This window comes from Pannonibacter sp. Q-1 (assembly GCF_054073275.1).
The window spans coordinates 347,008-364,951 of sequence record NZ_JBSXNB010000003.1; the positions used below are offsets into that span (position 1 = coordinate 347,008).

The 17,944-nt window shown below is 67.9% G+C and carries 15 protein-coding genes; 4 read left to right on the forward strand and 11 right to left on the reverse strand.

Going from position 1 to position 17,944, the window contains the following annotated elements; genetic code table 11:
• Window positions 1-3: 3 nt before the first annotated feature.
• The 11 genes from ACVNHC_RS09575 to cbbR all read right to left on the reverse strand — a co-directional run bounded on the left by ACVNHC_RS09575 (window position 4) and on the right by cbbR (window position 12,666).
• A complete protein-coding gene (locus tag ACVNHC_RS09575; RefSeq protein ID WP_050474648.1) occupies window positions 4-324 on the reverse strand; it encodes a HypC/HybG/HupF family hydrogenase formation chaperone in 321 nt (106 codons plus the stop codon).
• A complete protein-coding gene (locus ACVNHC_RS09580) occupies window positions 324-941 on the reverse strand; it encodes a HyaD/HybD family hydrogenase maturation endopeptidase (protein WP_050474647.1) in 618 nt (205 codons plus the stop codon). Before ACVNHC_RS09580 ends, ACVNHC_RS09575 begins: the two co-directional genes overlap by 1 nt.
• 270 nt (window positions 942-1,211) lie before the next feature.
• Window positions 1,212-1,940, reverse strand: a complete 729-nt coding sequence (cybH, locus tag ACVNHC_RS09585) for a Ni/Fe-hydrogenase, b-type cytochrome subunit (protein WP_050474646.1) — start codon at window positions 1,938-1,940, stop codon at window positions 1,212-1,214.
• A 10-nt stretch (window positions 1,941-1,950) separates the two neighbouring features.
• The gene (locus ACVNHC_RS09590; RefSeq protein WP_050474645.1) at window positions 1,951-2,520 is read right to left on the reverse strand and encodes a HupE/UreJ family protein; all 570 of its coding nucleotides are present in this window, start codon (window positions 2,518-2,520) and stop codon (window positions 1,951-1,953) included.
• Between the two features lie 13 nt (window positions 2,521-2,533).
• Window positions 2,534-4,324, reverse strand: coding sequence for a nickel-dependent hydrogenase large subunit (locus tag ACVNHC_RS09595; RefSeq protein WP_050474644.1), 1,791 nt, complete (start codon window positions 4,322-4,324; stop codon window positions 2,534-2,536).
• A 4-nt stretch (window positions 4,325-4,328) separates the two neighbouring features.
• Entirely contained in the window at window positions 4,329-5,414 is a 1,086-nt protein-coding gene (locus ACVNHC_RS09600) for a hydrogenase small subunit (protein WP_050474643.1), read from the reverse strand.
• Between the two features lie 203 nt (window positions 5,415-5,617).
• Window positions 5,618-7,888 (reverse strand): carbamoyltransferase HypF, encoded by a 2,271-nt coding sequence (gene hypF / locus ACVNHC_RS09605; RefSeq protein ID WP_457167083.1) that lies wholly within the window; start codon window positions 7,886-7,888, stop codon window positions 5,618-5,620.
• 14 nt (window positions 7,889-7,902) lie between these two features.
• Complete coding sequence (locus tag ACVNHC_RS09610) at window positions 7,903-9,330, reverse strand: nickel-dependent hydrogenase large subunit (RefSeq protein WP_457167084.1); 1,428 nt, start codon at window positions 9,328-9,330, stop codon at window positions 7,903-7,905.
• Window positions 9,327-10,319 carry an NADH-quinone oxidoreductase subunit B family protein gene (locus ACVNHC_RS09615; protein ID WP_457167085.1) on the reverse strand — a complete coding sequence of 331 codons (993 nt, stop codon included), beginning with the start codon at window positions 10,317-10,319 and terminating at the stop codon, window positions 9,327-9,329. The genes ACVNHC_RS09610 and ACVNHC_RS09615 overlap by 4 nt, the downstream gene beginning before the upstream one ends.
• Window positions 10,316-11,650, reverse strand: coding sequence for a sensor histidine kinase (locus ACVNHC_RS09620; protein ID WP_457167086.1), 1,335 nt, complete (start codon window positions 11,648-11,650; stop codon window positions 10,316-10,318). Before ACVNHC_RS09620 ends, ACVNHC_RS09615 begins: the two co-directional genes overlap by 4 nt.
• Before the next feature lie 68 nt (window positions 11,651-11,718).
• The gene (gene cbbR, locus ACVNHC_RS09625; RefSeq protein ID WP_186415643.1) at window positions 11,719-12,666 is read right to left on the reverse strand and encodes a LysR family regulator CbbR; all 948 of its coding nucleotides are present in this window, start codon (window positions 12,664-12,666) and stop codon (window positions 11,719-11,721) included.
• Between the two features lie 119 nt (window positions 12,667-12,785).
• On the opposite strand from cbbR, the gene ACVNHC_RS09630 reads away from it, so the two are divergent.
• The 4 genes from ACVNHC_RS09630 (at window position 12,786) to ACVNHC_RS09645 (ending at window position 17,935) form a co-directional block, all read left to right on the forward strand.
• Window positions 12,786-13,775, forward strand: coding sequence for a class 1 fructose-bisphosphatase (locus tag ACVNHC_RS09630; protein WP_244284554.1), 990 nt, complete (start codon window positions 12,786-12,788; stop codon window positions 13,773-13,775).
• Between the two features lie 6 nt (window positions 13,776-13,781).
• Window positions 13,782-14,654 (forward strand): phosphoribulokinase, encoded by an 873-nt coding sequence (locus ACVNHC_RS09635; RefSeq protein ID WP_050474636.1) that lies wholly within the window; start codon window positions 13,782-13,784, stop codon window positions 14,652-14,654.
• A gap of 37 nt (window positions 14,655-14,691) precedes the next feature.
• Window positions 14,692-16,674, forward strand: coding sequence for a transketolase (gene tkt, locus ACVNHC_RS09640; RefSeq protein WP_457167087.1), 1,983 nt, complete (start codon window positions 14,692-14,694; stop codon window positions 16,672-16,674).
• A gap of 67 nt (window positions 16,675-16,741) precedes the next feature.
• Window positions 16,742-17,935, forward strand: coding sequence for a phosphoglycerate kinase (locus ACVNHC_RS09645; RefSeq protein WP_457167088.1), 1,194 nt, complete (start codon window positions 16,742-16,744; stop codon window positions 17,933-17,935).
• Window positions 17,936-17,944: the final 9 nt, after the last annotated feature.

The following is a 17,944-nucleotide window of genomic DNA, read 5'->3' on the forward strand; positions in this document are numbered from 1 at the left end:
GGATCATCCCTGGCTGTGACCGGCCGCAAGAGCGGCCTGAAGATGGGGTGGCAGTTCAGGTTCCCGCGCATCCAGGTCGGCAAAGGCCGCGCCCGGATCCTGTCCGGCCATGACCCGCCGCAGCCCCTCCAGCGCGGCGGCGATCACCGCCGCCTCTTCCGGCTCCAGGATCTCGCGTGCCGTGCCGAGAAAGCAGAGAAGCCAGTCCCCCGCCTTTGCGTCAGGGGTCAGCGAGAGATCGATCAGGGTCTCCCGGCCGTCGATCATTGCCACACCGGCAATCCCGCTGCGCGAGACGAGCCGCGCCGGCTCGCCGATGCACATCACAGGCTCCCGGGGAAGAAGCGGGCGTCGCCGGTGCGGCAGGCCTCCTCCGCCGAGGGGCGCCCCTGCTCATAGGCGGTGCGGCGGATCGACGGATCAGCAAGGTCTGCAGCGCTGCGGCCGGCAGCGATCTCCACGCCCCAGGCAGCCAGTTCGGCACGGGCAAGGTCCAGCGCGCCGGGAATGGCCGCAGCGACCTGCGGCCGCAGACCGCCGCCGTAATCCTCCAGCTCCACCGGCTGGCAGCCGATCAAGGTAAGCTTGTGCGGACAGCGCCCGAGCAGTTGCGCGGTGGCAATCACGTCCTGGAAACCGGTCTGGTGAAGGCTCATCTTCCTGGCGCCCATGAAGGCGGGCACCTCGCCGTCGCGCACCAGCTTCAGTGTGCCGGGCTCCAGGCCGTAGTCGATGGCATCGAAGACGAGAAGGGCCTCCGCCTCCTCCAGAAAGGGCAGGAGATAGAGCCCCTGCGTGCCGCCATCCAGCAGGCGGACGTGCTCCGGCAGCGCGACGGCGGAGGCCAGCGCCTCGACGCAGCGCACTCCGAAGCCCTCGTCGGCCCACAGGACGTTGCCAATGCCCAGAACAAGAATGGATGATGGATTGGTTGCTGGCATGTTCCCCTCCCCGGAACGGTGCTGGCATGCGGGCTTTCCGCCCTTTGAGGGAAGACTAGGCCAACCGCCGGTTCCGCGGCAGGTTTTTCCGCAAACCGGTGAAAATTATTATTTATCAGTTATTACAATGAGATAGGTGACCTTCCCGCCCCACGCGGCCGCAATAAGCCGAAAATTACTCTTCCAAAACTCATGCTCAACGGAAAGGAACTTTCCAGCATACCGGTATGATTCGGGTGACGGCATGCGGCCGCCACCCGAACGGGACGTTCAGTCCGTGCGGTCGTCCTTGAAGGTCCTGTGACCGGAGATCATCGTCGAGACGATCGACTGCCGGCTCATGATGTCCTCGCGGATCGCGACATAGATATGCACGATCATGAAGATCACGATCCACCACATGCCGAGGTGATGCAGGGTGTGGAGCCGCTGGGTGTTGCCGGCAAGGCCGATGACCCAGCCGAACAGATCGTCATACAAAGATCCCTGGCCCGCCCCTTCCGCGTAGAGCGCCATGCCGGTCACGATCATGAAGCTGGTGCCGAGCGTGATGAAGAAGAACATGGCGAGCTGGGCCAGCGGGTTGTGGCCGATATATTTCTTCGGCTCGCTCTCCAGGAACAGGTACCAGCGGATCTCGAACCAGATCTCGCGCCACCAGTGCCCGTTCAGCACCGGCAGATAGAAGAGCTGCCGGGCGTGGTGATTGCCGAAGATCGCCCAGTAGATGCGGCCGAGAAAGCCGACGGTCAGGATCATCCCCGCGGCGAAATGCGCGAAGCGGATATAGCCGAAGAGGAACTGGTCATAGGCCTCGTGCTGGCCGGCCGAGGGCGGCGGGCTGCCGATGAAGTACCCGGTCACGCACAGGACCAGAATCGCCGACGCGTTCACCCAGTGCCAGATCCGCACCGGCGCCTCGTAGACATAGACCGATGATTGCCGCTGGGCCGTGGCGAGTTCCGCCTCCAGCTCGAGGGCATGGCTGTCCTTGTTCATGTCCGCCTCCTCATGATGCAGCCAGCAGCAGGCCGGCGGCAGCGATGGCGCCGCCCAGGACACGCTGCAGCACCAGCTTGCCGGCGATACCGCGCGCAACGCCGATGCCCGCCACATGCAGAAGCGAGGTGGCGATGACGAAGCCCGCCACATAGGCGATGGCACCACCCTCAGCCTCGCTGGCATGAGCATGGCCGTGACCGAGCGCGAAGAAGCCGATCGCGACAAGAGCCGCGGCCGTGAGTGCGGCCGGCATCTCGGGCTTCGCCACCAGCACCAGGAGGCCGAAGATCACCACCGAAGCGAGGATCAGCGTCTCGACCGCCGGCATGGTGACACCGGCGAAGGCGAGACCTGCCCCCGCCAGCATGGCGCCGAGGAAGGCGGCTGCCCCGCCCCAGGGATGCCGTGGCAGCGCAAGACCCGACCAGATCCCGACCGCCACCATCGCCAGCAGATGGTCGAGGCCGAGGACCGGGTGCAGGAGCCCGGCGAGGAGACCCGAGGTCCCGCCATGGCCGGTATGGGCCAGGGCTGGGGTCGACAGGAGCAAGGCTCCCAGAAAGACTGCGTAGTTCATGGGGTTCCCTCCCTCAGCGGACCTTGACCGTCGTCAGCGTGCCGCCGTCGGGCGACATCACATGGGTGGAGCAGGCAAGGCACGGGTCGAAGCTGTGCAGCGTGCGCAGGATCTCCACCGGCTCGTCGGGGCGCTCCATGTAGGTGTTCATGAGCGAGGCCTCGAAGGCGCCGATATTGCCCTTGGTGTCGCGCGGACTGCCGTTCCAGGTGGTGGGGACGACGCACTGGTAGTTGTCGATGCGGCCGTCCTTGATTCTGATCCAGTGGCCGAGGGCGCCACGCGGTGCCTCCGTCATGCCCACGCCCTTGGCCTCCTTCGGCCATGTCTTCGGATCCCATTTCTCGACATTCGCCGTCGACTGGTCGCCGTTCTTGATGTTGGTGATCAGCTTGTCGAAGAAGTATTTCTGCAGGCGCCCGCAATATTCGGACTCCAGCGCACGCGCCGCGGTGCGTCCCAGGGTCGAGAACAGCGCGGAGACCGGCAGGTTCATCGTCCGGAGCAGGCCGTCGACCTGGTTCTTGATGTCCTCGTGCCCCTTGGCATAGCCGACGACATAGCGGGCCAGCGGGCCGACCTCCATGGCATGGCCGCGCCAGCGCGGTGCCTTGATCCAGCTGTACTTGGCGCTCTCGTCCAGTTCCTCGATGTTGGTGCGGGTGCCCTTGGCTTTCGGGCCGAGTTCGTATCGCGGCTCGGTGACGCCGTCCCAGGGATGCAGGCCCTTGCCGGGTTCGGCATAGGTGTACCAGCTATGGTCGACGAACTCCTGCACCTGCTCGGGATCGCGCGGATCGACGTCGTGAACCTCGTTGAGGTTGCCGTTGATGATGGCGCCACGCGGCAGATGCAACTGCCCTGCATCGAAATTGTTCGGATGCTCGGGGATGTCGCCATAGGCAAGCACCGCCTGGCCCGACAGACCACCGCCATAGAGCCAGTTCTTGTAGAAGCCGCCGATGGCGATCACGTCCGGGATGTAGACGTTGCGGTTGAACGTGTTGCACAGGTCGATGATGGAACTGACCATGTTCAGCCGTTCCATGTTGATCGCCCCGACCGCGCCGACGCCGTCGATGTTGATCGGACAGGGAACGCCGCCGACAAGCCAGTTCGGATGCGGGTTCTTGCCGCCGAAGATGGTGTGGACCTTGACGATCTCCTTCTGCAGGTCGAGCGCCTCCAGATAGTGGGTCGTCGCCATCAGGTCGGCTTCCGGCGGCAGCAGATAGGCCGGATTGTCCCAGTAGCCGTTCTTGAACAGGCCGAGCTGGCCGGATTCGACGAACTTCTTCAGCCGGTTCTGCACGTCGCGGAAATAGCCCGGCGACGACAGGGGATGGCTCGGGCTGACCGCCTGCTGCAGCTCCGACGTCGCCTTCGGGTCGGCACGCAGGGCATTGATCGGATTCACCCAGTCCAGCGCATGCAGATGGTAGAAATGCACCACGTGATCGTGAATCTGCAGGTTGAGCTGCATGATGTTGCGGATCGAGTTGGCGTTGTCGGGGATGGTGATCCCCAGCGCGTCCTCGACCGCACGCACGCTGGTCAGCGCATGGGTGCCGGTGCACACGCCGCAGATGCGTTCGGTGAAGGCCCAGGCATCCCGCGGGTCGCGTCCCTTGAGGATCACCTCGAGGCCGCGCCACATGGTGCCGGTGGACACGGCGTTGCGGATCACGTTGCCTTCGTCGACATTGACCTCGCAGCGCATGTGCCCCTCGATCCGGGTCACCGGGTCGACGACGATACGCCGGCCCGAGGTGTCGAGGTTGAAACCATTCGGAGTTGCAGTCATCGTTTCAAGCCTCCACCTTGTCCTGGGTCTTCTTCTGCGCGCGCTTCAGCGCCGAGACCGCCGCATGCACCGCGACGGCGCCACCGACGACGCCCGCAGCCGTCATACCCACCTGATCGGCGTTCGCTTCGACGCCGAACTGCTTGATGTTGGTCAGCCGGTCATAGAAGCTGCCCTGATCCCAGAACCCGTCTTCCGAACAGCCGATGCAGCCATGGCCCGACTGGATCGGGAAGGAGACGCCCTCGTTCCAACGAATGGTGGAGCAGGCGTTGTAGGTGGTCGGTCCCTTGCAGCCCATCTTGTAGAGGCAGAAGCCCTTGCGGGCGCCTTCGTCGTCCCAGGTCTCGACGAACTGGCCGGCGTCGAAATGCGGCCGGCGGTAGCACTTGTCGTGAATGCGCTGGGAGTAGAACATCGCCGGGCGCCCCTGACGGTCGAGCGTCGGCAGCCGGTCGAAGGTGAGCATGTAGGTGATGACGCCGGTCATCACCTCGGCGATCGGCGGGCAGCCCGGCACCTTGATGATCGGCTTGTCGAGGATGACCTTGTGAACCGGCGTTGCCCGGGTCGGGTTGGGCGCCGCCGCCTGGACGCAGCCATAGGAGGCGCAGGCGCCCCACGAGATGATCGCCTTGGCATGCTCCGCCGCATGGCGCAACTGGTCGACGAACGGCTTGCCGCCGACGATGCAGTACATGCCGTCCTCGTTGAGCGGCGGATTGCCTTCGACGGCCAGGATGTAGTTGCCCTTGTACCGCTCGATCGTGTCCTGCAGCGCCGCCTCGGCCGCGTGCCCGGCCGCCGCCATCAGTGTGTCGTCATAGTCGAGACTGATCATCGACAGCACCACATCCTTGGCCAGCGGATGGGCCGAGCGGATGAAGCTCTCTGAGCAGCAGGTGCATTCCAGGCCGTGAATCCAGATCACCGGCGTGCGCGGCTTTGTCTCCATCGCATGGGCGATCTTGGGGACGAAAGACGGCCCGAGGCCGAGCGCGGCCGCCGTCAGGCTGCAGTATTTCATGAAGCTTCGCCGGGTAATGCCCTGGCGGCGCATCACGTCGTAAAAGGTTTCGACTTGCGACAAGGTGTCCTCCCTCGGTGCGTGAAATGTCGTGTTTCGACCGTACCGAGGCGATGATGCCGTGCCGGACATTCCCCGCGCCTGCACAAAAACACCTGCCGCAGAAATAAAAAATATCTGTTTTATATCAATAGATTGATCTGATTTTTTGGACTTTTCGCGTCCGGCGCATGTCAAGACCCTGACCGCCGGACAGGGTCAGGCGGTCAGCCCGCTTCCGCCCCGGCGCGGGCAAGGCAGACAAGGGCCTGCCCCAGGGCAAGGCCGCCGTCATTGGCGGGAACCTGACGGTGGACCAGCACGGGCAGACCGGTCAGTTCGGCCTGACAGGCCTCCAGCAGCCGGGCGTTCTGGAAACAGCCGCCGGTGAGGGCGACGGCCCGCGCCCGTCCCGTCTCGACGAGATGGCGGGCGGGCGCGCAGAAGGCGCGGGCAAGACCCGCATGGAACGCACCGGCGATCCGTGCCGGAGCCACGCCGCCCGCCTGATCCGCAAGCAGCGCGCGGATCATCGGTGCGGGGTCGATCTCCCCCGCGCTTGCTGCAAAAGGATAGGCGGGCGCGCTCACCGCCATCGCCTCCAGCCGCATCGCCGCCTCGCCCTCATAGCTCTGCACTTCGGGGCAAATGCCGAGAGCCGCGGCGACGGCATCGAACAGGCGCCCGGCGGAGGAGGACATCGGCGCGTTGATCCCCGCGCGCAGGGCGGCGCGCACCTGCTCCACCGGGCGGCCCGCCATCAGCCGCTGTGCGAAATCCTCCGCACCGCCGGTGAGCTCTGCCTGGTCGAGGCGCGCCAGCAGGTTGCGCCAGGGCTCTAGTGCGGCGCGGTCGCCGCCGGCTAGCGGTGCGGGGCGCAGCCGGCAGATCCGTTCGAAATCGCCATAGCCGCCGAGCAGCACCTCGCCGCCCCACAGCGTGCCGTCGGTCCCAAGGCCGGTGCCGTCGAGCACGATCCCGGCCACCGGCCCCGCATCCGGGGGCCAGAGATTGTCGGCGAGGCAGGCGGCAAGATGGGCGTGGTGATGCTGGACGCGGGTCACCGGCACGCCCATCGCCTCGCCCGCCTGGCTTGCCCGATAGTCCGGATGCAGATCGATGGCGACCCGGCCGGGCCGATGGTCGAACAGCGCCGTGCAATCGGCGATGGCCTTGTGGAATTCGTCCAGCGTCAGGGCATCATCGAGGTCGCCGAGATGCTGCGACAGCAGCGCCTGACCATTCTTGACGAGGCAGACGGCGCCCTTCATCTGGCCGCCCAGCGCCAGAACCTGCGGCCCGGCCGCAAACCCGGGCGGCAGGGGCAGCGTGCCGGGAACACGGCCGCGGGCGCGGCGCAGCACCATCGGCGGCTCCGCCCGCTCCACCCCGTCGTCGAGACGGCGGAGGATGTCGCGGTCATGCAGCAGGAACCCGTCGGCAAAGGCGGAAAGCTTCTCGCGCGCCTCGTCATTGCCGGTCACCTGCGGCTCACCGGAGAGGTTCCCTGAGGTCATCACCAGCACGCCGCCGAACGCGGCAAGCAGCAGATGATGCAAGGGCGTGTAGGGCAGCATGACGCCGAGCGAGGTCATGCCGGGTGCCACCGCTTCGGGCAGCACCCGGCGGGAGGGAACGAGCACCACCGGCGCGGCGGGGTCGCGCAGCAGCGCCAGCGCCGCCGGAGACAGCTCGGCGATCGCCGCAAGATGCGCCTCTGCGGCCATCAGCGCGAAGGGCTTGGCCGGACGGCGCTTGCGCCGGCGCAACAGGGCGAGGCTGCCAGCATTCCCCGCATCGCAGGCCAGATGAAAGCCGCCAAGCCCCTTGACCGCGACGATCCCGCCCGCCCGCAGCCGCTCCACCGCCAGCGTCAGCGGATCGCCGGGGCAGTCACGCCCGTCCTCCTCATAGGACAGCCTCGGTCCGCAGGCCGGGCAGGCAATCGGCTGGGCGTGAAAGCGCCGGTCGGCAGGGTCGGAATACTCCGCCGTGCAGTCCGGGCACATGGCAAAGACCGACATGGCCGTGCGGGCGCGGTCATAGGGCAGGCTGCGCAGGATCGAATAGCGCGGCCCGCAATGGGTGCAATTGGTGAAGGCGTAGCCCCGGCGGCGCCCCGGTCCGGCGATCTCCGCCGCGCAGGCGGAGCAAGTGGCCGCATCCGGTGTCACCCGGGTCTCGGCGCCCGAACCGGCCGAAGCGCGGATGTCGAAGGTCAGCGGCAGGTCACTGAAGCCGGCCGGCTGGCACTCGACCGCATCGACGCGGGCCAGCGGCGGCGCCTGTGTCCGCAACGCCAGGGCGAAGGCATCGAGACCCGGCTCTTCCATGCCCGGCTCATCGATGCCCGCTTTGGCGGCATGGATCAGCACCCCCTGCGGATCGTTCAGCACGAAGCCGCGCAGGCCATGCTGGCGGGCCAGCGTCCAGACGAAAGGCCGGAAGCCGACCCCCTGCACCTGGCCACGCACCCGGATGATCCAGCCCTTGACCATGACCGCCTCCTGCGTCAGTGCACGGTGCAGACCATGCAGGGATCGAAGGAACGGACCACATGCTGGACCGCCACCGGCGTGGTCTCCCCGTCCTGCACCGGCGTGCCCACCAGCGCCGCCTCCAGCGGCCCCGGAACGCCGGCGGCATCGCGCGGGCTGAAATTCCAGGTGGTCGGGGCGATGATCTGATAGCCGGAGATCCGCCCGTTCTCGATCCGCAGCCAGTGCCCGAGGGCCCCGCGCGCCGCCTCCACCAGGCCCACACCAACGGCCCGCTGCGGCAGGCGGCCGGAGACCATGAAGCTGGCACCCGGCTCGATGGCCGCGACCAGGCGCTCCATCAGGATCTGGGTGCGGGCGATTTCAAGGAGGCGCGCCGCCACCCGCGCCAGAACGCCGCCCTGACGCGCGAGGTCGAGCGCCAGCGGATGGCCGTCGACCACCTGCCGCGCCAGCGCTCCCGTCTCCATCGGCTGCCCCGACAGGCGCGGCGCCTTGCACCAGCTGTAGGCGTCCTCGCGCATGTCCTCGTCTGGAAGGGTTGCCCCGGCCAGCGGGTGCACCGCCTCGCCCAGCATCCAGGCATGGCTGACATCCTCGATCACCGCGCCCGTGTCGAGCGGCTTCAGCACGCCCTCCCAGACGCCGGGGCGGAATCCGTAACCGCCGGCCAGCGGATAGGCGCCGAAGCTGAGATAGCGTCCGGCGCCGCGCCCCAGTCCGGCAAGCTGCGTATCGGCGGCGATCTCGAGGAAGAGGCCGGCATCTCCGCCCGCCCAGCGCATCAACTCACCGGCGGAGCCAAGCTCCGCGAAAGCCTCGACCTCCGCTCCGAACACCACTGTCTCCAGATAGCGGCGGAAGGCGCGCAGATGAGTTGCCAGCCGCACCTTGTCGCGGGGGCCGGGTGCGCGGGTGACCCCGCCCGGCTGGATCGCCAGCGTGTGCGGCCACTTGCCCGCCAGCATGCCGAGGATATGCATCAGCCCGGCCCGCGCCTCGACCGCCGCCCGCTGGGCGCTGCCCTCCATCGCCGTGAAGCGCGACACCGCCTGCCCGTGCCAGGGCCGCGCCGCATAGGCCGGGCGGGTGAAATCCGGCATGAAGAACAGGTTGAAATGGGTCAGGTGGTCGCTGACATTCTCCACCGCATGGATCAGTTGCGCCACCAGCAGGCCCTGCGGCGAGGGGGCAAGGCCCATCGCATCCGCCAGCGCACGGGCGGCGGCGGCTGACTGGCTGATCGAACAGATGCCGCAGATGCGCGGCGTGATGGTGAGCGCATCGCGCGGGTCCTTGCCTTCGAGCATGCGCTCGAAGCCCCGGTAGAGCGGCGCATTGACGCGGGCGCTGCGGACAGCCCCCTGCGCCAGATCAAGATGCACCTCAAGATCCCCCTCAACCCGGTTGAAGGGGCCGACAATCAGGCGTCCTTCGCTCATTTGCGCGGCTTTCGGATCGTCGGCGGAACCATGACGCGGTCGGCGACCGCATTGCGGGCGATGCGCTGCGGCGTTGCCGCCTTGGACAGGGAAGCCAGCGCCATGAACCAGGCCTTGGGCATGTCGGACGGCAGGCCGACGGGGATACCGGCGATCTTCGGCGTCTCGGTGAAGGGGTGGCGCGGCTCCTCGAACTCCGGCGCTGTGCAGGCGATGCAGGGATAGCCGCCGCGCGTGCAGGAGCCCTCCCCGTTCCACGGCCGGATGTTGCAGTCGCCGACCGCCTGGGTGCCGACGCAACCCAGATGCTCCATCATGCAGCCGATTTCGGACAATTCCCGGGCGCTTGCCTTGTACTCGTAGAACTCGTTTTTCGGGCAGCCGTGATGAACCAGATGATCGGCATAGAATCTCGGCCGGCCGAGCGCGTCCATGTCGTCCGCGCCGAAGACGCCCGCCTTCAGCAGCAGCAACGTCTCGCTGACCCAGTCCGGATGGGTCGGGCAGCCGGCGACGTTGACCACCGGGAGGCCGAACCGGCCCCGGAAATCCGGCGTCAGGATGCCGTCGGAGTGGGTGCCCTCGTATTGCAGGCCCGCCGCATCGGAGGGATTTCCACCGGCCGAAGTGATGCCGCCATAGGCCGCGCAGGAGCCGACAGCAACGACATGACCGGCAAGCGGGGCGAGCTGGCGCACCCAGTCGAGCATGGAAACGCCCGTTCCGGAGAGCATCTGGTAACGGCCGGTGCCGCGCGGCCCGCGCGCGATGGCACCTTCCACGCAGAGGATGTCGAGCGCCAGGCGTCCCTCGACGATGTCACTGAGCAGTGATCTGACCTCGGCACCCGTCTCCAGGCTGAGCGCGGGATGCCACAGCACCCGCAGCCCCGCGTCGGACAGAAGCTCGAACACGTTGGGATTTTCCGCGCAGAGCAGCGACATGGTGCAGCCCCCGCATCCCGCACTTTGCAGCCAAAGGAGGTTCATCGCCCGCCGTCCTCCGCAGGGGTCAGATCGAGTTGAAAACAGGCGCCGCGGCCCGCCGGGCACAGACGCAGGCGGCCGCCATGCTCTTCGGCGATCTTGTGGCTGATCGACAGGCCGAGCCCGGTGCCGCTGCCGACCGGCTTGGTGGTGAAGAACGGGTCGAAGATCTCGTGCTGCAGGCTGGGCGGCACGCCCGCGCCATTGTCGCTGACGCTGACCCGGGCGTATCCATCGGCCAGTTCGTGGCGGATCTCGATCCGCGCGTCCTCCTGCCCCTCCAGCGCGTCGACCGCATTCTGGACGAGGTTCATGATCACCTGCTGGATGTGCCCCGGCCGGCCGATGGCCATCAGACGCTCGCGGCCGGAGACCGCCACGGCGACCGGCCTGCGGGCACCGCGCAACACCCAGTTCGCGGCAACCGCCGTCGTCTCGACCAGATCGAACGGCACCATCTCGCCCGTACCGTCGGCGGACAGGCGCCGCAGGTCCTCGACGATGTCGCGCACCCGCTCGGCCCCTTCGCGCGCGCCCTGCACCGCCTCCCGCAGGTTGCGCACCTCGCGGTCGAGCCGCAATTGCTCGCGCAGCATGACGAGTTCCTCGCGCCCGGCCCCTTCCTGGACCCGCTGGAAATAGGTCTCGAACTTGCCGGTGTAGCGCTCCAGCGCATGAGCGTTGGCATAGACGAAACTGATCGGATTGTTGAGCTCGTGGGCGACACCGGCCAGCAGGCGGCCGAGCGAGGCCAGCTTCTCGTTGCGCACCAGTTGCGCCTGGGCGGATTTCAGCTCGTCGTGGCTGCGGGCCAGCGCCGAATAGGCCTGCCGGAGCTCGCCAACCGAGCGGCCGGACAGGACGAGGCCGGCCAGCCGGCCACGCTCGTCGAGACGCGGCGCCAGGTTCAGCTCCAGCGGCATCGCGCCGGCCTCCGCCACCAGATGCGCCTCGATGGTTTCCGGCTGGCGGGTCTGCATCACCCGCGACATCGCGGCGGCCAGCGCCGCCTGCTCGTCCCGCGCAAACAGGCTGGCCACCGGGCGCCCGGTCACCCGGTCGTGGTCGACATCGAGATGGCGCAGCAGCGAGGCCGAGGTTTCCTCAATGTCGCCGTTGCGGTCGAGGATGATCAGCACGTCCGACACGGAGGCGAGGATCGAGGCCAGGAACCGGCGCATCGCCTCGAGTTCGGCATTCTGCCGCTCCAGGCGTCCCTGATACTCGACAAGGTCGGCATAGGTCCGGTCGACGGCGGACAGCACCTCCATCCAGACCTCGTCGCTGAGCGCGCCCGGGTGCTGCGCCGGATCAAATGATATCTGCTGGGCCATCGCTTCCTCCAGGCAGCACCTTACCTCTCCGGCGCGGCCGTGGAAATGGGCGCCGTGCACCGCATCGCTCAGACGTCATGCGAAACCCCCTCGACTGCCGGCAGATAGGTGCCCTTCAGCCCGAGAACAGCCTCGGCGACGGATTTCGCCGCCGGCCGGAGCGGATACTCCGCCCGGTGCACCAGAAACCAGTGGCGCAGGATCGGCAGTTGCGGCGCGGCCAGCATGACCAGTTGCCCGTGGCGCAGTTCCTCCGTCACCGTGTGCAGCGACAGGAACGCAAGCCCCAGCCCCGCCATCACCGATTGCTTGATGGTCTCGTTGGAGCCCATCTCCACCAGGCGGAACACCTGCCCGTCGCCCAGCCGGTCGAGATAGCGCGTCATCAGGATGCGGGTTCCCGATCCCGGCTCGCGGGAGATCAGTGTCTCGCCGAGGAGATCGGCGGCGGACAGGGCCTGGCGTCCGGCAAGCGGATGATCCGGCGGCGCGATCAGCCCGTGCGGATGCACCCCGAGCGCCGACGCCTCGACCAGCGGCTGGCGCGGCGGGCGCCCCATGATGGCAAGATCGACCGCCCGATTCTCGAGATCGCGGATGACCTGGTCGCGGTTGCCGACGCGCAGCACCAGCTCGATGTTCGGGATCAGCGTGTGCAGGATCTTGACCAGCCGCGGCGCGAAATACTTGCCCGTCGAGACGACCCCGAGCGTCACCCGCCCGGCCAGCCCCTCCGACAGGGCGCGGATTTCCTGCGCCGCCTGCGACAGCGCCGTATCGATCCGGACATGGGCTTCCAGCAATACCCGCCCCTCTTCTGTCAGGCTCGATCCGCTGGCGTCGGAACTGCGATGCAGCAGGGCAAGGCCAAAGGCCTGTTCCAGCGCCTTGAGCTGGCTGTGCACCGCAGGCGGGGTCAGGCCGAGCGCGGCGCCCGCCGCCGCCATGCTGCCGTGGCGATCGACCGCAGCCAGCGCCCGCAACTGCTTCAGCGTCACCGCGTCCAGATGGTACATTCAAAAATTCCTTCTCAGAAATAAGAATTATTAAATTTTCACGAAAGACCCGGCAAGGCAAGACTGCGCGACCAAGGCAGCACATCTGGGAGGAAACGATGCGGCCCGAGGAGCAGATCTTGCCGGCACTCGCCGTTTCGGCGGCGTTGCAGGACGTGCTGGAACGTCTTTGCCGCACCGGTGCGGCCCTGTCCCGCCTCATCGCGGCCGGAGACCCAGCCCGTGAGCTCGGCGCCAGTTCCGGCGAGGAGAACGCGGACGGCGACCGGCAGAAGCTGCTCGACGTGATCGCAGACGAAGCCTTCATCGACGGCTTGCGCGGTTCCGCCGTCCGCTACCTCGCATCGGAAGAGCAGGAGAGCATCCTGCAGATGTCGGACGGCGGCAGTCTGGCGCTTGCCATCGATCCCCTGGACGGTTCGTCGAACATCGACGTCAACATATCGATCGGGACGATCTTCTCGGTCTATCCCGCCGCCGGCAGCCCCGAGGCGAGCTTCCTGCGTCCGGCAAGCGAGCAGATCGCCGCCGGTTACATCATCTACGGCCCGCAGACCCTGCTGGTCGTCACCCATGGTGAGGGCGTGCTGAAGTTCACGCTGGACCGGGACCGGGGCTGCTTCCATCCGGCCGCCGCGAAGATGGCGATCCCGCCCCGAACCAGCGAATACGCCATCAACGCCTCGAACTATCATCACTGGCACGCACCGGTCCGGGCCTTCATCGACGACATGGTGACCGGCGCCCTCAGCCGCAACGGGCAAGGTTTCAACATGCGCTGGGTCGCCTCGCTGGTGGCCGAGGCGCATCGCATCCTCACCCGGGGCGGGGTGTTTCTCTACCCGGCCGACCGGCGCAAGGGCTACGAGAAAGGCCGCCTGCGCTTCCTCTACGAATGCGCGCCGATCGCCTTTCTGGTCACCCAGGCCGGCGGCAGCGCCACCGACGGTGTCGACGACCTGATGCGGCAGTCCGCGGCCAGCCTGCATGGCCGCACTCCCTTCGTTTTCGGCAGCGCGGAGAAGATCGCCCGCGTCACCGCCTATCACGACCTTGCCGAGGCCGGCGATGCCGCCCTGTTCGGCAAGCGCGGCCTGTTCCGGAGCTGACCACCCATGAGCCAGAAGCATCCCATCATTTCGGTCACCGGCTCCTCGGGCGCCGGCACCTCGACGGTGAAGACCACCTTCGACCAGATCTTCCGGCGGGAAAGCATAACCGCGGTGTCGATCGAGGGTGACGCCTTTCACCGCTACAACCGCGCCGACATGCGCGCGGAACTGGAGCGCCGGGTCGCCGCGGGCGACTTCACCTTCTCCCACTTCTCGTTCGAAGCCAACGAGCTCAAGGAGCTGGAGCGAGTTTTCCGCGAGTATGGCGCGACCGGGCGCGGGCGCACCCGCACCTATGTCCATGACGAGATCGAGGCCGCAAGAACCGGCGTCGCGCCGGGCAACTTCACCGCCTGGGCGCCGTTCCAGGACCACAGCGACCTGCTGTTCTACGAAGGGCTGCACGGAGCCGTCGTTGCCGATGACGTCGACATCGCCCGCCATGCGGACCTGAAGATCGGCGTCGTGCCGGTGATCAACCTCGAATGGATCCAGAAGATCCACCGCGACCGGGCGCATCGGGGCTACTCGACCGAGGCGGTGACAGACACGATCCTGCGCCGCATGCATGCCTATGTGCACTGCATCTGCCCGCAGTTCACCCAGACCGACATCAACTTCCAGCGTGTGCCGGTGGTCGACACCTCGAACCCCTTCATCGCCCGCTGGATCCCGACGCCGGACGAGAGCCTCGTGGTCATCCGCTTCAAGAACCCGCGCGGCATAGACTTCCCCTACCTGACGGCGATGATCCACGGCTCCTGGATGAGCCGGGCCAACTCGATCGTCATTCCGGGCAACAAGATGGATCTCGCCATGCAGTTGATCCTGACGCCGCTGATCGAGCGGCTGATCCGCGACGCCAAGCGGGCCTGACCCGCCTGGCAGCTGCCGCGCCCTCTGAAAAGGACAGATGATGATGACCCAGCTTCTGCGGGCCAACGAACGGCTCATGGCCAATGCCCTGCGCGCCCTTGCCATGGACGCGGTCCAGGCGGCCGGTTCCGGCCATCCCGGCATGCCGATGGGCATGGCGGATGTCGCGGTGGTGCTCTTCAACCGGTTCATCACCCTTGATCCGGCGGCGGCCGGCTGGCCGAACCGCGACCGTTTCGTGCTGTCGGCCGGGCACGGGTCGATGCTGCTCTATGCGATCAACCATCTGCTTGGCTATCCGGACATGGGAATGGACCAGATCCGCGCCTTCCGGCAGCTCGGCAGCCGCACTGCCGGCCATCCGGAATACGGCCATGCCCTCGGTGTCGAGGTCACCACCGGCCCGCTCGGCCAGGGGCTCGCCACCGCCGTCGGGATGGCTCTGGGCGAGCGGATGGGCGCCGCCCGCTTTCCCGGCCTCGTCGACCACTGGACCTATGTGATCGCCGGCGACGGCTGCCTGATGGAAGGGATCAGCCACGAGGCCATCGACATGGCCGGCCATCTGCGGCTCGGCCGCCTCGTGGTGCTGTGGGACGACAACCGCATCACCATCGACGGCAGCACCAGCCTCTCCACCTCCACTGACCAGGGCGCCCGGTTCGCCGCTGCCGGCTGGCACGTGGTCCACTGCGACGGACACGACCGGGAACAGATCGCGTGCGCCATCGAGGCGGCCCGCGCCGATCCGCGCCCCAGCCTCGTCTGCTGCCGGACCGTCATCGGTTACGGCGCGCCCAACAAGCAGGGCAGCCACGACGTGCACGGCGCCCCGCTCGGGCCGGACGAGATCACCGCGGCGCGCCAGACGCTCGACTGGCCGCACGCACCGTTCGAGATCCCCGCCCCTATCTACACGGCCTGGGGCGGGATCGCGGCACGGGGTGCGGCGGCGCATGCCGCCTGGCGCGACCGGCTGGCAGGCTCGCCGAACCGCGACGCCTTCGCCGCGGCCCTTGCGCGGGACACCGGTGACCTGACGGCCGCCATGCGGGAGCACAAGCAGCGGCTGCTTGACGAGCAGCCGGCGGTGGCAACGCGCAAGGCCAGCGAGATGGCTCTTGAGGTCGTCGCCGGTGCGCTGCCCTTTGTGGCCGGCGGCTCGGCCGACCTGACCGGTTCCAACCTCACCCGGCCGAAAGGCATGACCGCGATCCGGCCCGGCGACTATGCCGGCCGCTACATCCACTACGGCATCCGCGAGCATGGCATGGCCGCCGCCATGAACGGCCTCGCGCTGCACGGCCTGGTGCGTCCCTATGGCGGCACCTTCCTCGCTTTCGCCGATTATGCCCGTCCGTCGATCCGCCTCGCCGCGCTGATGGGCGTGCCGGTCGTCCATGTCATGACGCATGACTCCATCGGCCTTGGCGAAGACGGACCGACGCATCAGCCGGTCGAGCATCTCGCCAGCCTGCGCGCCATTCCGGATCTTCTCGTCCTGCGGCCCTGCGATGCGGTGGAGACTGCCGAGGCCTGGGAGATCGCGCTTGCCGAGACGCGGCGGCCGAGCCTGCTGGTGCTGTCGCGTCAGGCGTTGCCGCTGCTGCGCGGCAGCGCGGCGGTCAATGCCAGCGCCCGCGGTGCCTATCTGCTGCGCGCGACGGCGCGGCGCGACGTGACGCTGATCGCCACCGGCTCGGAGGTGGAGCTTGCAGCCGCCGCCGCGGACCAGCTCGCCACGGCGGGCATTGCCGCCGCCGTGGTCTCCGCCCCCTGTTTCGAGCTCTTCGCCGCGCAGGACCCCGCCTATCGCGCCGAAGTGCTCGGCGAGGCGCCGCGCGTCGGCATCGAGGCCGCGCTCCGCCAGGGGTGGGACGGGACCATGCTGAGGCCAACTGACGCTTTCGTCGGCATGAGCGGGTTTGGAGCCTCGGCTCCGGCCGCCCGGCTCTACGAGCATTTCAACATCACCGTGCCGTCCGTCGTTGCGGCCGCGCGGCAGATTGGGAGGGGATGAAATGCGCGCAAGGAGTATAAGCAGCGGTCTCGGCCGCACCGGATCGGAACGCGCCCGGCAGACGGGCGTGACCATCGCCGCGATCACCGGGGCCGAGGTGGCCGGCCGGCGGCTCGTGGTACGGGCGGACCTCAATGTGCCGATGGCCGGCGGACGGGTCAGCGATGCGACGCGCCTCACCCGTTTCGCGCAGGGCATGCGCCCCCTGCTGGCACGCGGCGCGGCGCTTGTCGTCCTGTCGCATCTCGGCCGGCCCACGGGCCGCGACGAGCGCGCGTCACTGGCCGCGATTGCCGGCGATCTTGCGGCGGCGCTCGGATGCGCCGTGGACTTCGCCACGCTGGACGAGGCGGGCAAGGCCGCGGCCCGGCTGCGGCCCGGCGAGGTGCTGCTGGTGGAGAACATCCGCTTCGAGGAAGGCGAGGCGCGCAACGACCCCGCGCTTGCGGCGCGTCTTGCGGCGCTCGGGGATTTCTATGTCAACGACGCCTTTTCCTGCGCCCACCGCGCACATGCCAGCACGGCGGCCATCGCCGGCCTGCTGCCGGCCTTCGCCGGGCCGCTGATGATGGAGGAGCTCGCCGCGCTCGCCGCCGCGCTCGAAGCGTCGGCACGCCCCTCGGTCGCAATCGTCGGCGGGGCGAAGGTGTCGAGCAAGATCGGCGTGCTGAAACACCTCGTCACCCGCCTCGACCATGTGATCGTCGGCGGCGGCATGGCCAATACCTTCCTGTTCGCCATTGGTATGCCGATGGGCCGTTCGCTGCACGAGCCCAGCCAGACCAGCACCGTCCAGGAGATCCTCGCCATCGCCGAGGCGCATGGCTGCCGCGTCCACCTGCCGCTCGATCTGGTGGTGGCACGCGAGTTCCGGCCCCATGCCCCGGCGGAGATCGTGCCGGCGGACGCCTGTCCGGCCGATGCGATGATCCTCGACGCCGGCCCGAAGGCCTTCGCCACCTTCGCCCGGATTCTCGATACGGCGCGCACCATCTTGTGGAACGGCCCGCTCGGCGCCTTTGAGATCGAGCCCTTCGACCGGGCGACCCTGGCGCTCGCCCGTCTCGCCGCCGGTCTTACCGATGCCGGGCAGACCGTCACCGTGGCAGGCGGCGGCGACACGGTTGCCGCGCTCAATGCAGCCGGGGCCGCAGAGAGTTTCACCTATGTCTCCACCGCCGGTGGAGCCTTTCTGGAGTGGCTGGAAGGGCGCCCGCTTCCGGGCGTCCAGGCCTTGCTGCGCGCCGATGCGGCGTCTTGACGGGAGAAC